The organism is Oscillochloris sp. ZM17-4 (assembly GCF_019599295.1).
Taxonomy (GTDB): Bacteria; Chloroflexota; Chloroflexia; order Chloroflexales; family Chloroflexaceae; genus Oscillochloris.
In genome coordinates this window covers 221,612-236,551 of record NZ_JAIEWN010000001.1, presented here as the reverse complement: position 1 = coordinate 236,551, position 14,940 = coordinate 221,612, and the positions used below count along the sequence as shown (strand labels likewise).

General features: G+C 67.0%; 9 protein-coding genes and 1 pseudogene. 5 read left to right on the top strand and 5 right to left on the bottom strand.

The window, feature by feature from the left end; genetic code table 11:
- Window positions 1–23: 23 nt before the first annotated feature.
- From obgE to lepB, 4 genes are all read right to left on the bottom strand, one after another.
- Window positions 24–1,337, bottom strand: a complete 1,314-nt coding sequence (gene obgE / locus K2Z83_RS00915; protein ID WP_220593302.1) for a GTPase ObgE — start codon at window positions 1,335–1,337, stop codon at window positions 24–26.
- Between the two features lie 83 nt (window positions 1,338–1,420).
- A complete protein-coding gene (gene tatA / locus K2Z83_RS00910) occupies window positions 1,421–1,600 on the bottom strand; it encodes a twin-arginine translocase TatA/TatE family subunit (RefSeq protein ID WP_220593301.1) in 180 nt (59 codons plus the stop codon).
- 174 nt (window positions 1,601–1,774) lie between these two features.
- On the bottom strand, window positions 1,775–2,968 hold the full coding sequence (locus K2Z83_RS00905; protein ID WP_255603068.1) for a glycosyltransferase family 1 protein: 1,194 nt from the start codon (window positions 2,966–2,968) through the stop codon (window positions 1,775–1,777).
- Window positions 2,969–2,988: 20 nt separating this feature from the next.
- Complete coding sequence (gene lepB / locus K2Z83_RS00900; RefSeq protein ID WP_370650004.1) at window positions 2,989–3,603, bottom strand: signal peptidase I; 615 nt, start codon at window positions 3,601–3,603, stop codon at window positions 2,989–2,991.
- Window positions 3,604–3,984: 381 nt separating this feature from the next.
- Here lepB and K2Z83_RS00895 point away from each other — a divergent pair, with 381 nt between their 5' ends.
- Together K2Z83_RS00895 and K2Z83_RS00890 are read left to right on the top strand one after the other, a co-directional pair.
- Entirely contained in the window at window positions 3,985–4,983 is a 999-nt protein-coding gene (locus K2Z83_RS00895; RefSeq protein ID WP_220593299.1) for a radical SAM protein, read from the top strand.
- Window positions 4,984–5,247: 264 nt separating this feature from the next.
- Entirely contained in the window at window positions 5,248–8,682 is a 3,435-nt protein-coding gene (locus K2Z83_RS00890) for a PAS domain-containing hybrid sensor histidine kinase/response regulator (protein WP_220593298.1), read from the top strand.
- 64 nt (window positions 8,683–8,746) lie between these two features.
- Here the strand turns inward: K2Z83_RS00890 and K2Z83_RS00885 are convergent, their stop codons facing one another.
- Window positions 8,747–11,185, bottom strand: coding sequence for an N-acetylmuramoyl-L-alanine amidase (locus K2Z83_RS00885; protein WP_220593297.1), 2,439 nt, complete (start codon window positions 11,183–11,185; stop codon window positions 8,747–8,749).
- Between the two features lie 408 nt (window positions 11,186–11,593).
- Between K2Z83_RS00885 and K2Z83_RS00880 the strand changes: the two genes are divergently transcribed.
- The 3 genes and pseudogenes from K2Z83_RS00880 to K2Z83_RS00870 all read left to right on the top strand — a co-directional run.
- Window positions 11,594–12,988 carry a cytochrome ubiquinol oxidase subunit I gene (locus K2Z83_RS00880; RefSeq protein ID WP_220593296.1) on the top strand — a complete coding sequence of 465 codons (1,395 nt, stop codon included), beginning with the start codon at window positions 11,594–11,596 and terminating at the stop codon, window positions 12,986–12,988.
- Window positions 12,989–13,106: 118 nt separating this feature from the next.
- A pseudogene (gene cydB, locus K2Z83_RS00875) lies at window positions 13,107–14,000 on the top strand (cytochrome d ubiquinol oxidase subunit II); the annotation flags it as partial.
- Between the two features lie 57 nt (window positions 14,001–14,057).
- The coding region (locus K2Z83_RS00870; RefSeq protein ID WP_220593294.1) for an ABC transporter transmembrane domain-containing protein at window positions 14,058–14,940 on the top strand (883 nt) is incomplete at its 3' end.

Here is a 14,940-nt window from a genome sequence, read left to right as displayed (position 1 = left end):
CCTACGCGGCGGGTGCCAGCGCGCTACGTAAACCGCTCGGCGTCAGACCAGAGCATCTCCTGGGCGCCAACGAGTACCGTATCGCCCTCCTGGAGGCCAGCCTTCAGCAGCGCGTCGCTGATCCCGGCCGCATCGAGCACGCGCTGGACACGATCCACCGACTCGGGCTGGTCGAAGTTGGTCATGGCGACCAGGCGCTCGATCTTCACGCCGCGCACCCGCCAGTGCTCGCCCTCGCGCTCGATCGCGAAGTCGTTCGGGTCGACCTCAGGCAGCCCCCACTCCAGCACGGGCAGCGTATCGTCGGCGGGCGGGCGCGCGGCCGTGGGCAGCTCGCGCAGGCGCTCGGCGACCCGGCGCATCAGCAGATCCACGCCCTCGCGGGTGGCGGCGGCGATCGGGATCAGGTCGGCCCGCTCCACCGGCAGATCGCGACGCAGGCGCTCCAGGTTCTCCTGGGCCTCGGGCAGGTCGAGCTTATTCAGGGCCACCACCTGAGGCCGGTCGGCCAGCTCGGGGCGGTACTGGCGCAGCTCGGCGTTGATCTGATGGAAGTCGTCCAGCGGGTCGCGCCCATCGACGCCGGCGGCATCCACCACGTGGATGATCACGCGGGTGCGCTCGATGTGGCGCAGAAAGTCATGGCCGAGGCCGACGCCGGCGTGAGCGCCCTCGATCAGGCCGGGGATATCGGCCACCACAAAGCGGTCGTAGTCGCCCACCGTCGCCATGCCGAGGTTGGGCTGGAGGGTGGTGAAAGGGTAGTTGGCGATCTTGGGCTGGGCCGCGCTGATCACCGAGAGCAGGGTGCTCTTGCCGGCATTGGGGAAGCCGACCAGGCCCACATCGGCGATCAGCTTCAGCTCCAGCTCGATCATCAGATCCTGGCCGGGCTCGCCGTACTCGGCGATGCGCGGGGCCTGGCGGGTGGAGGTGGTGAAGTGGACGTTGCCCAGCCCGCCCTTGCCGCCGCGGGCGGCGAGCAGGCGCTGGCCGGGGAGGGCCAGGTCGACCTCATACGTCACGCCGTCGATCGTCGTGCGCACGACGGTGCCGGGCGGCACGCGCACCTCCAGGTCCGCGCCATAGGCGCCGTACATCTTATTCTTGTGGCCGTGGCCGCCGGCCTCGGCGGCAAACTTACGCTCGAAGCTAAAGTGGAGCAGCGTGTTCAGCTCAGGGTCGGCCACCAGATAGACGTGGCCGCCGCGCCCGCCGTCGCCGCCGTTGGGGCCGCCGCGCGGGATAAACTTCTCGCGGCGGAACGTCGCCGCGCCATTGCCGCCCTTGCCAGCGCGTACGCTGATCGTAGCCCTATCAAAAAAGTCATTTGCCATATATCACTCACACCCGATCTGAGTCACATAAAAAAGCTCGGGGGCGGCCAGGCCACCCCCGAGCGCCCACCGCATGTGGGAAGTTACGCCTTCGTCTCGCCTTTGATCTCATCCTTCGGGGCGTCGTCGTCCTTCACGGCCTTCTTAAACTCGCGGATGCTGCCGCCCAGCGCCCCGCCGATCCCGGCCAGGCGGCCGGCGCCGAAGACGGCAATGATGATCACGAGAATAATGAGCAGCTCGGGCACACCTAGTCCGAACATGGCTTGCTCCTTTTGTTATTAGGCACGGCGCGCGACCGCGCGGTGTATGTCTGTATGTGTCGGCGGATACCCCGCCCTGACACTGCTCCTTCCATTATACCCGAGCGGGGGGGGGTGTCAACAGGAGACAGGAGGCAGGAGGCAGGCGGCGGGAACTCTGCCACCTGCCTCCTGCTACCTGCCCCCTACCTCCTCATACGCCCTGAGCGTGCGCTCGGCGGTGGTGCGCCATGTGAAGGTGGCGGCCTGGCGCAGCCCGCGCGCGGACAGGTCGGCGTGGAGCTCCCGGTCGCCCAGCACGCGGGCCAGCGCATCGGCCAGCGCATCGGCGCTGCGCGGGTCCACCATGATCCCGGCGTCGCCCACCACCTCGGGGAGGCTCGATGTGTTGGATGTGACCACCGGGGTGCCACAGGCCATCGCCTCAAGGGGCGGCATGCCGAAGCCCTCGTAGATCGAGGGGAAGGCGAAGACAGTGGCGGCGGCGTACCAGAGCGGCAGCTCCTCCTCGTCGAGGTAGCCCACAAAGCTGACCTTCTCGCGCAGGCCGAGCGCGTCGAGCCGCGCGAAGATCGCGTCGTAGAGCCAGCCCTTGCCGCCGCCCACCAGCAGGGGCACATCGGGAAATCGCTTCGCCACCTCGGCGTAGGCGTCGAGCAAGGTGGTCAGGTTCTTGCGCGGCTCCAGCGTGCCGACATAGAGCACGAAGCGCTCGGGCAGGCTATGGCGGGAGCGGAAAGCGGCCAGCGCGGCGGGCGCGGGCGGGCGGAAGCTGGCCCGCGCCGCGTTCGGCGTCACCACCACCCGCTCCTCAGGCACGCCGAGCAGGCCCACCACCTCGCGCTTGGTGTGCTCGGAGACCACGAGGATGCGCGACGCGCGGCGGGCGCTCAGGCGGGTGGCGACGTCGAGGTAGGCCCGGTTATAGGCCCGGAAGGTCTGCGCGAAGCGGATGAAGGCCAGGTCGTGGATGGTGACGACGCTAGGCACCGGGCAGGCCATGGGCACCACGCTATGCACGCCGTGGAAGAGGTCGGCGCCGGAGATGCGCAGCAGGGCCGGGGCGATCAGCTGCTCCCAGGGGATGCGCACGCGCGGGTTGATCGTGTGGAGCAGGCTCGGGCGCACCCGAAAGTTGGCCGGCAGGCCGAGGGCGTCGGCGCCGAGGCCGCGAGTGGTGTAGATATCGTAGCGGTTGGAGCGGTCGATCTGCCCAAGCTGGATGAGCGTCTGCTCGACGTAGTGCGAGATCCCGGCGCGGCGGAACGACTTCGTGTGGGCGAGCAGGTGGGCGTTGACGGCGATATGCATTGTGAATGTTGAATGTTGAATGTTGAATGCTGAATGTTGCGGCCTAGCATTCAACATTCAACATTCAGCATTCAACATTAATAGTCGTGGTGCGGCACCAGGCCCCAGCTCGAGACGGGGTAGTAGATCACCCAGGCCTGGCCGACGACGCGGTCGAGCGGCAGCGAGTCCCACTCGCGCGAGTCGCTGCTGTTGTTGCGGTTATCGCCCATGACAAAGATCGTCCCATCGGGGATGACGAAGGGGCCGCTGCCGCAGACCCGGCTGCCGAGGCAGGCCGTCGCGGCGCCCCCGAGGTAGGGCTCGCTCAGCTCCGACCCGTTGACAAAGACCTTGCCGTCGTGGATATCGAGGGTGTCGCCGGGCAGGCCGATCACCCGCTTGATATAGTCTTTGCTGACATCGCGCGGGTACTCGAAGACCAGGATATCGCCCCGGCGCGGCTGGTGGAAGGGATAGATGATCTTCTGGTCCAGACTCTCTTGGCCGGGCAGGAGCCGCAGCGGGGCGTTCAGGTCGAAGTGGAAGTAGACCAGCTTATTGACCAGGATATACTCGCCGGTATGCAGGGTCGGCTCCATGCTGGAGCCCTCGATCTTAAAGTTCTGGACGATCCCGCGGACGATGAAGAAGACCAGCAGGATGAAGATGGCCGTCTCAAGCAGCTCGCGGACGACGGAGCGTACGCGCACAGGGGGGGCTTCATCAGGCTCATCGTCGGGGAGGTGCTCCCAGGCACCATCAGCGGCGGGGGGGTCGTTGGAAGACGGGGCAGAGGAATCGATTCCGATACGGCGGCGCAGCGGTGTTTGATCCATGGTATCCTTGGCGCATTGTTCGGATGCTGTGCTACACTAGCCCTACTCGTGCGCGATCACGCAAGAAATGGGGGGCACCGGGCGACAGACACTGATGCCATCGACGGCCCCGCCCTATTGCCAAACGGCTGCCTGACACCACACTAGGACACGGCGCGCATAGCCGCCTGGGGGGACACCCCAAATTCCCCAGCATTATACCCGAAGGATTCGCAAAACGCTAGGCTGTGCCAGACCGCAGGAGCACCCTTACTCATGACAACGCCTCTCGCTGAACTTCTGACGCCGAGCGATGACGGGGCCTTTCACTGTGCGGCGTGCCAGTGGCGCTGCGCGCTCCGCCCCGGTGAGACGGGGCGCTGCCAGGTGCGCGCCGCCACCGACGACGGGATCACGCTGCTGAGCTTTGGGCTGATCAGCGGCGCCGCCATCGGCCCGGTGGAGGACCACCGGCTCTGGCACTTCTTCCCGGACACGCTCATGCTTTCGATCGGCGGGTGGGGCTACGCATCGACGACCGACCAGCAGCGCGGCCCCTACGCCAGCATCCCGGCCGACCCGGCCAAGCAGCGGCGGCTCGACGCCGAGCGGGCGGCGAACTTCGCCCTGGAGCGGCTCTGCAGGGGCATCATCTGGGCCTACGGCGAGCCGGCCGTCTCCTATGAGTACGTCCTGGAGCTGCTCCAGCTCAGCCGGGCATCCAGCCGGGTGACGGCCCTCTGCACCACCGGCGTGCTCACCCCCGAGGCGCTCGAGTCACTGGCCCCCTACCTCGACGCGATCAGCTTCGACCTGCGCGGCTTCAGTGACGCCTCCTACGCGCGCCTCGGCGGCATCCCAGACTGGCGGGCCGCCCTGGCGCTCATCGCCGAGGCCCACGCCCGCTACCACTGCCACATCGAGGTGAGCACGCGCATCCACAACGGGGTGAATGATAGCCCCGACGAGCTGCGCGAGCTGGCGACATGGATCGTCACGAACCTGGGAGACCACACGCCCTGGCACGTGCTCCCCGGCGACGCCGGCAGCGAGACCGCCGCCTCGGTGGTGCGGGCCCGGCGCATCGGCCACGAGAGCGGCCTGCACTATATCTACACCGCCGAGACGAACCAGACCACCCGCTGCCCGAGCTGCCAGGCCACCCTGATCACCCGCACCAACGGGGTCGCTCGCATGGTCGGGCTGAGGGATGGCGCCTGCGAGAGCTGCGGCCACGACGCGCAGGTCCAGCTCTCGATCTTTAAGCAGCGGTAGCGGGTATAGCCGATAGCCGATAGCCAATATTGGCAATACTGTAGACGTAACGCGGTGAAGTGTCCTGTCATTCTGAGCGAAGCGAAGAATCCCGACCGGGACCCTTCGCTTCGCTCAGGGTGACATTGTTACGTATGCGCTACTGCGGCTATCGGCTGTCGGCTATCGGCTATCGGCTATTTCCCCACAGGTAAGGCTCCTATGCCCCGCACGAACCAAGCGCCTCAGGCAGCCCAGCCCAATATCGCAACCAATGCGCTCCTGTTGTGGCGAAAGAAGACGTTCGACCAGTTCCTCGGGCTCTCGTTCATCATCGGTGCCCCGGTCGTCATGCTCGACATGATCGTCTCGCTCCAGCGCGGGCGGGTGGGCTGGGCTATTTTCAGCATCGCCATACTCGCTGTCTTCGCCGCCCTATTCCTGCTGCGCCGCTCCTATCGGGCGATCAGCATACTCACCTTCAGCACATCGCTGCTCTATGTGGGGAGCACGCTGCTCAACATGGGCATCATCGGCACGGGGCGGATCCACGCAAGCTTCCTCGCGGTGCTAGCCACGATGATCCTGCCGCGACGGTGGGCGATCGCGATGATCACGACCATCTTCCTGATGGTCAGCGCGATCTTGCTCGGCCAGGCCAGCGGTCTGCTCGCCATATCGCCCGAGTCGCTGGCCCGGGTCAACGAGCCCCAGACGATCATCTTGAACCTGGCGGTGCTGCTCCTGATGATGATCGGGGCGGCCCAGCTCATCTTCTCGCTGATCCACCAGCTGACCAGCAGCCTCAGCCAGGTCGAGGCTGCCCTGGCTGAGCGTGACGCGATGAACAGCCACCTGGAGGAGCTTGTCGCCGAGCGCACCGAGAGTCTGGCCCGCCAGCTCAGCCTCCAGCACGCCCTGGCGGGGTGCTCACGCATATTGCTCAGCCACGGGGCGACCAGCGAGGAGTATCAGGCCACGCTGAATGAGGCGCTGGCGATCATCCTCGAGGCCGTCGGCGGCGACCACATCTCCGTGGCGCAGTACCCGAGTTACGAGCACGGCATCGAGCAGCTGTTCCACGGCTTTCGCAGCCTGGCCGAGGTGCGCCGGCCCGGGGTTGCGCTGAAGCGCCCGCAGACACGCGACGAGGTCATCGATATGCCGGACGCGCTCAACGTCTGGAAGACCGGGGGCTCGTTCAACGGCCCGATCGCCGGGCGCTTCCCCGAGCACCCGGTCTACTCATGCTACCTCGACGATAACGGCATCCAGTCGGCCTGCATCCAGTCGCTCCAGGTCGAAGGACGGATCTGGGGCCATATCCTGATCATCGACTACGCGCAGGAGCGCATATGGGATGATGCGGCCGTCCAGGCCATCCAGACCACCGCCGAGATGATCGTCGCCTTCACCAAGGGCTGGGAAGCGGCGCGGGCGCTTCAGGAGCGCGAGGGGCTGCTCAGCAGCATCAACGATGCACTACCCGATGGCTACCTCTACCAGCTGATCCAGCGCGACGACGGCAGCTACGAGCGCTACACCTATGTGAGCGGCGGGGTCGAGCCGCTCTTTGGGGAGACACCCCAGCAGTTTATGTCCAATATGATGCTGTTCCGATTCATTGACCCGGAGGATCACGAGCGCTTCCAGGATACCGATCTGGAGTCTGTTCGCACCCATAGCACCTTCGATATCGAGGCCCGTGCGCGGAAGACGAACGGCCAGACAGGCTGGTTCCATATCCGCTCTGTCCCGACAATGCGGCTCGCTGAGGGTCGCACGCTGTGGACTGGGATCTGCCTGGAGATCAGCGCGCGCAAGGAGGTGGAGCTGGCCCTCGCCGCCCGCGAGGCCCAGCTGCGTGCCCTCGGCGATAACCTGCCGAACGGGTTCATCTACCAATACCGCTACGACCCACAAGGCCAGCCGTCGTTCACCTACCTCAGCAGCAGCGTTGAGCGAATCTGGGGGGGGAATGTTACAGATGCGCTCGCCGACTCTGAATCGGTCTACCGGAAGATCGTGGATGAAGACCGGGAGCGCGTGCGCGAGTCGGAGCTACGCTCGGCAAGAGAGATGAGCGTCTTTGCCGAAGAGGCGCGCCACCGCCTGCCCAACGGTGAGATTCGCCACGCCTATCTTTGCTCACGCCCGCACCGCGAGCCTGACGGCAGCATTATCTGGGACGGCGTGGCGATCGACATCACCGAGCGCCAGCAAGCCGCCGAGGCGCTACTGCGCGCCAAGGAGGCCGCCGAGACCGCCGACGCCGCCAAGAGCGCCTTCCTGGCAAATATGAGCCACGAGATCCGCACGCCGCTCAACGCCGTGATCGGCATGGCCGATCTTTTGCTTAGCACCTCGCTCTCGCCGCAGCAGCGCACCTACACCGCGACCATCGGCACGGCAGGGCAGGCCCTGCTCTCGCTGATCAGCGATATCCTCGACCTCTCGCAGATCGAGGCCGGGCACCTGAAGCTCGACGCGCAGCCCTTCGACCTGCACGCCTGTCTTGCCGAGGCCCGCGACCTAGTATCCCACGCGGCGGATGAGAAGGGGCTACACATGGCCTGCGCAATCGACCCGAGCGTCCCCGCCGGCGTCATCGGCGACCAGGCCCGGCTGCGGCAGCTGCTGATCAACCTGCTGTCGAACGCGGTGAAGTTCACCAGCAGCGGCGAGGTCAGCCTCACCGCAAACGCCACCCCGCACGCAGGAGGACGCCACACCGTGACGATCATCGTGCGCGACACCGGGATCGGGATCTCCACCGACCACCAGCGCCAGATCTTCGAGCCCTTCGTCCAGGCCGACCAATCAACCGCGCGCCGCTACGGCGGGACAGGGCTGGGCCTGGCGATCTGCCGCCAGCTCGTCGATATGATGGGTGGGCAGATCGCGCTCGAGAGCGAGCTCGGCGTCGGCTCCGCCTTCACCGTAAGCATCCCGTTCCAGAGCGCAGCCCCCCCAGCGCTCGCCTCGCCCCAACCGGCAGATCAGGGCAGCGCGACGGCCCGGGAGCTCCACATCCTGGTGGCCGAGGATAACCTGATCAACCAGGAGGTGACGAGCCAGCTCCTGTCTCGCCTTGGCCACAAGGTGACCATCGTCGCCAGCGGGCAGGCGGCGCTCGACGCGGTGAGCGTCACGCCCTTCGATGTGGTGATGATGGATGTGCAGATGCCGGAGATGGACGGCGAGGAGGCGACAAAGCGCATCAGGGCGCGAGAAGGCCCCCAACCCTATATCATCGCCCTGACGGCAAGCGCGATGCCGGGCGACCGGGAGCGATTCCTGCGGGCGGGCATGGACGACTACCTGAGCAAGCCGGTTCGGCAGGACAACCTACGGCGGGCGCTGAGGAATATGTCGTCGCGCATCGCCCCCGCGGTGATCGCCTGGGATATGCTGAATATCTTTCTCAGTACCATCGGCACAGATCGGCCAGGGGCGCTCACATTTGTCATCGGGCTGTTCGAGCATGATGTCCACAGCCAGATTAGCACGTTGCACACGGCGATCACCAATGCGGATCGTGCGAAGGCGCGCAAAGAGGCCCACCGCCAGCGCGGCGGCTACCTTCAGATCGGCGCGCACGCGCTGGCGGAGCAGTGCCGCAAGATTGAGCAGATCGACGATGACGCCGACCTGGGGGCAGCAGCGGGTGCGCTCTGGAGCTGCTATGAGCAGACGCTCGACGCGCTGCGCCGGGCCTGACGCGGGCCGATCTGCAACGTAAGGGCGCAGCAGCGCTGCGCTGCTGCGCCCTTACTGCCCGGCTCTACCGCACCACCACCGGCAGGTAGGTCTGCCAGAGCCGCTGGGATGAGTCGACCCGGAAGCTCAGGCGCTGCACCGGAGACTCGTTCCCCGCCGCATCTAGCGCCTTGTAGTACAGCGTGTAGCTGCCGTCCATCAGGCTGCTCAGCGTGAAGACCCCGCCCGGCACGTCGAGCCACTGCACCCCGTCAAACGACACCTCCAGCTTGGCCACGCCGCTGCCGCCCTGGTCGTCTGCGGCGACGGTGAGGCCGCGCAGGCGCTGGAAGGTGGCGTCCGTGCTGCTGTCGATCTCGGCGTCGCGCCCGCCCAGGCCCTCAAGCAGGTCTCCGAAGTCGGCTGCGCCCGGCAGCTTCACGCTGTAGCCGGCCGTCGCGTCGCCGCTGCGCTCGAAGTACTTGAACGAGAGCACGTGACGGCCCGCCGTCAGGCTGATCGTCCCGGTGGCGCTGCTGGTCGGGTGCAGCCCGGCGTGGACCACCACCGCCGCGCCATCCACCCAGAGCCACGACCCATCATCGCTGGTGGCCTGGAAGGTGTACATGCCGTCCATCGGCGCGACGAAGACGCGGGTCTGCTCGACGATAAAGCCGTCGCTCAGGCCAGCCACCGGGCCGCCCTGGCCCCACGCGATCGTCTCGCCGCACCAGGCGAAGCTGCCGGCCAGCTCGCCCTTGACCACCGAGAGCGGGTTCTGGGTGCGGGCAAGCAGGTTGTCGGGCATGTCGCCCATGCGGTACACGTAGGCCAGGGGGCGCAGCTGCGCGTCGTAGCTGATCGGCGCGGGGGCCAGCCGCTCGGCCGTCACGCTGATCGTTGTCGCGAAGGCGCCCTGCGCGACATAGCCGACATACTCCTGGATCGCCCCGGCCTGGAGTGTCACGCTGCCCAGCTCGCGGAAGCGCAGGTAGCCCACCACCTGGCGCGTCTCGCCGGGGGCCAGGCTGCCGTTCAGGCCCCAGCGCCAGGGGTAGCCGCCGCTATCGCCATCGCAGGTCGGCGCGCGATCCGCCGCGCCGAGCACCACCCGGAAGCGGTCGGCCACCTTCGGGTAGGCCGGGTAGCCCTGCCCGACGGCCCCCTGGAAGCACTCGCCCTCATCGTAGACATAGCTGTTGGCCACGTCGAAGCTGGCGGCCTGGTCGGGCCGCGTGCCCGCCTGCGGGTCCTGGGTCTGGATGGTCGTATCGCCGCTGTTGCGCACCGTGAAGATCACCTTCAGCAGCTCGCCAGCGGCCACGCTGTCGCGGTCGTACTGCACATCGAGCAGCTCCAGCGTGTCCGTCGCCGGCGGCGGCTCGGCGGCCCCGCTCACGCGCGCCTGGGCGCGCTGGCGCACGTCGGCCAGCAGGACGAGCAGGCTGTCGCCGGGGCAGGTGGTGTGGCCGGGCGTCACCTGGCGGTGGCCGGCGATGTTCGGCACGATCGCGCCGGGGTTGAAGGGCGCGCAGTAGCTTGAGCGGGCGCAGCCGTAGTAGTAGGAGCTGCCCAGGGGGTCGATGCGCTTCTGATCGGCCTTCCAGGATAGCAGGTCAACCAGCCCGCTCTGGGCGGCCGAGGTCGGGGCGACGCTGGCGTAGGTGCCGATCATGGCCACGCCCATCGAGCCGTAGTTGGCAGTGTCGTGGAAGGCCACGGCGTCGTCGCCGCCGGCCCGCCCCTCGTAGATCACGCCGTTCGGGTCGATCAGGTAGTTGTAGCCCACGTCGCCCCAGCCGCGGGTGTAGGTGTGGAAGGCCCACTCGGCGCGCACCCGGTCGGCCCAGCTCTTCTCGCTGCCGGCCAGGCTGTTCGAGTCGGCGGTGTGGTGGATGACGATATGGTTCACCGGGTAGAAGACGGGCGCGGCCCGGCTGCCCTGGCCGTCCGGGTTGCCCCAGGCGGTGCGGCTGACCACGCCGGGCTTGCCGAGAGCGTCGAGCGAGGCCGTGGGCGCGGGGTTTGCGGGGCCGAAGCGGCCATCCACCGTGTTCACCTCAATGCTGCGCAGCGCGGGCATGCGGCCATCGGGCGCGGGGGAGAAGCTGGCCCGCGCCTGCCAGAAGCGCGCGCCCTCGCCCGCGTAGACGACGGCGCCCCAGTGGGTGCCCTCGCCGTCGCCGGGCTGCCAGAGGTCGTGGTCCTCCACCACCGCGCCCCAGGGCGTCCAGGCGACGCCATCGGAGCTGGCCCGCACCTCGACGGCGATCGTCCCCTCGGCGGGCTCGTCGGCGTCCCAGCGCAGCAGCATATGGGTGAAGGGGGCAACCTCAGTGATGGGCGAGAGGTAGCCGAGGTCAGCGAGGCCGGGCGTGCTGGAGGGCTGCGTCGTATCGAGGACAACCTGCGCGGGGCGGCCATCAGGGCTGGCGGCAACACCCGAGGGCGCGGGCGCGAGGTTGAGGATGATCAGGCAGCAGATGATCACGGGTAGGATGAAAAGACGCGGGTACGGTGTCACGCTGAGCCTCCGTGGGTATGTCGTAGCGAACTGTCTTCTTGGCTATAGGAACGACGATGGCTCGTAGTTCATCGCCTGGCGCATGACGATTCGATGACAGCGAACCGGTGATGGCACTGCCATATCATTTCTTGTGTGTCGATCAAACAAGAAATTGCCACGGGCGTTATTACAATGCGACACATAAAGCAAGGCGACGTCTTAGGTAACTAATATATTGGGTGGATGCAAGCCACAGTGAAGCGATCAGCACTTGAGCGCAGCCATGGCGTCTGCTAGAGTCGGCAGCGTCACGCAAGGTTGTTCGCAGGATCTACGGTTTCACCGAATCCCTGCGTTTCGCAGGGCTTCGTCGCAAATCGCCTATGCCCGACGCGCCGCCGCGCGCGCCGTCGCCTGGAGTGTGCTATGGATGCCCTCGCGCTCGCCCGCTGGCAGTTCGCGATCACCACGGTCTACCACTTCTTCTTCATTCCGCTCTCGATCGGCCTCTCACTACTCGTCGCCGTGATGGAGAGCATCTATGTGCGCAGCGGCAACCCAACCTACAAAGCCATGACCAAGTTCTGGGGCAAGCTACTGCTGATCAACTTTGCGATCGGGGTAGCCACCGGCATCGTGCAGGAGTTCCAGTTCGGCATGAACTGGTCGGCCTACTCACGCTTCGTGGGCGATATCTTCGGCGCGCCGCTGGCGATCGAGGCGCTGATGGCCTTCTTCCTGGAGTCCACCTTCCTGGGGATCTGGCTCTTTGGCTGGGACAAGCTCTCGAAGGGGCTGCACCTGGCCAGCATCTGGCTGATGGCACTCGGCACGACGATCTCGTCATTCTGGATTCTGGTGGCCAACTCATTTATGCACCAGCCGGTTGGCTATGTGATGCGCAACGGGCGCGCCGAGATGGACAGCTTCGCCGACCTGCTCACCAACGGGCACGTCTGGGTGCAGTGGCCGCACACGATGATGGCCGCGCTCAGCACGGCGGCCTTCTTTATGCTGGGGATCAGCGCCTACCACCTGCGCCGACCGCTCAGCGATGCCGGCGCGGAGATCTTCCGCCGCTCCTTCCAGATCGGCGCGATCGCCGCGATCATCGGCACCGTGGGCGTGATCCTCGCCGGCCACGCCCAGTCCCAATACATGGTCAAGGTGCAGCCGATGAAGATGGCCGCCGCCGAGGCGCTCTGGGAGACGGAGGACCCGGCGGCGATGTCGCTGTTCACGGTGGCCAGCCAGCCCCAGCAGCGCGACCTGTTTGCGATCAAGGTGCCGGGCCTGCTCAGCTTCCTCTCGTACAATCGCTTCAGTGGTGCCGTCCAGGGCATTAAAGAGCTACAGGCTGCGGCCGAGGCAAAGTACGGCCCGGGCAACTACATCCCCAGCGTCTTCATCACCTACTGGACCTTCCGGGGCATGGTGGGCGCAGGCTTCGCCATGCTCGGGCTGGCCGCGCTGGCGCTCTACCTGGTGCTGCACCACGAGATCACCCGCTGGCCGCGCTTCCTCTGGCTGCTCATCCCCGGCATTGGGCTGCCCTACCTGGCCAACGCCACCGGCTGGATCTTCACCGAGATGGGCCGCCAGCCATGGATCGTCTTCGGCCTGCTGCGCACCGACCAGTCCGTCTCGCCGACGGTGGGCGTCGGCATGGTGCTGACCTCGCTGATCGGGTTCAGCCTCGTCTACCTCGTGCTGATCGTCGCGACGGTCTACCTGATGCTGAAGTACGCCCGCACTGTGCCCGGCGAGCAGCCGAGCAGCAGGCCGCTCTCGTCCCTGCGCCGCGCGCCGACGGGTGACTGAATCTACTCGTTGTTGGGTGTGGGCGGCTTCGCCGCCCACACCCAACAACATATATCGCGGGGGCGGCTTCGCCGCCCCCGCACCCCCACCGGAAGGTGATGTCAGGAGTTTCTTAACCGAGCGACGGGTGATCATCAACACGATCGGCCCGGTCTGGGATGGCAACGAGGTGTGGCTGCTGACGGCGGGGGGCGCGATCTTCGCGGCCTTCCCGAACTGGTACGCCACGCTGTTCAGCGGCTTCTACCTGGCGCTGTTCCTGATGCTGCTGGCGCTGATCGTGCGCGCGGTGGCCTTCGAGTTCCGCAGCAAGGACGAGGACCCGCGCTGGCGGGCGGCCTGGGATGCCGGGATCGTCTTCGGCAGCGTGGTGCCTTCCCTGCTCTGGGGCGTGGCGCTGGGCAACCTGCTGCGCGGCGTGCCGATCGACGCCAACATGAACTATGTGGGCAGCTTCTTCGACCTGCTCAACCCCTACGCCCTGATCGGCGGCTTGGCCAGCCTGAGCATGTTTATCCTGCACGGGGCGATCTTCCTCAACCTGAAGACCAGCGGCGAGCTGAGCGCGCGCGCCCTGCGGATCACCCGCCAGGTCGGCCCGGTGGCCACAGCGATCATGGTGGCCTTCATGGTCGCCACCTACCTGATGACCGACGCCTTCACCCGGCTCGGTGTGGACCCTGGGCCGGTGCCGATCGCCGCCATGGGCGCGCTCTTTGGCGCAGCCTACTTCGTCAAGAGCGGCCACATGGGATGGGCGTTCATCATGACCAGCCTGAACATCGCGCTCTCGGTGATCACCATCTTTATGTCGCTCTTCCCACGGGTGATGGTCTCCAGCCTGAACCCGGACTGGAGCCTGACGATCTATAACGCCTCGTCGAGCCCGAAGACGCTGACGGTGATGACGGTGGTGGCGCTGGTGTTTGTGCCGATTGTGCTGATCTACCAGGGCTGGAGCTACTGGATCTTCCGCCAGCGGCTGAGCGTGAAGAGCGAGCTGACGTATTAATTATGTATCGGTGGTGCCAGCGGCATAGCCGCTGGCACCACTGATATATAGGGTTGTATGACTAACGAGCTATTGGCCGACGGGCGGGCCAGGCGCTGGCTGTGGGCCACCATCGGCGCGGGCGGGCTGGGCGCGGCGGCGGCGGTGGGCATGGCCGCCCTGCTGGCCTCGGTGATCGGGCGGGCCTTCCTGGACGGCACGGGGCTGGCCGAGGTCGGCCCGCAGCTGACAGGCTTCGTCGGGCTGGCCGCCCTGCGCGCCGCCCTGGTCTGGGCGGGCGAGGCCAGCGGGCAGCGCCTGGCGAGCCTGGTGAAGCTGGCGCTGCGCGAGCGGCTGGCCGAGCGCATCCTGGCGCTCGGCCCGGCCTACAGCGACGGCGAGCGCAGCGGCGAGCTGGCCACCACAGCGGTGGAGGGCGTCGAGGCGCTCGACGAGTACCTGAGCCAGTACCTGCCGCAACTCACGCTGGCCGGGCTGGCCCCGCTGATCGTGCTGGCCTTTGTGCTGCCGCTCGACCCGCTCTCGGGGCTGGTGCTGCTGCTCAGCGCGCCGCTGATCCCGCTCTTCATGTGGCTGATCGGCACCCACGCCCAGGAGCACACGGCCCGCCGCTGGGGCGAGCTGCGCCACATGGGCGCGCACTTCCTCGACGCGCTCCAGGGGCTGACCACGCTGAAGCTGTTCGGGCGCAGCCGCGAGCAGCTGGCGGCGGTGGCGGCGATCAGCGCGCGCTTCGGCGATGTGACAATGGAGGTGCTGAAGGTCGCCTTCCTCTCCGCGCTGGCCCTGGAGCTGATCGCCAGCCTGGGCACGGCGGTACTGGCGGTGGCGATCGCGCTGCGCCTGCTCGGCGGCCACATGGGCTTCGTGCCCGCGCTGACCGCGCTCATCCTGGCCCCCGAGTTCTACCTGCCCCTGCGCCTGCTCGGCCAGCGCCACC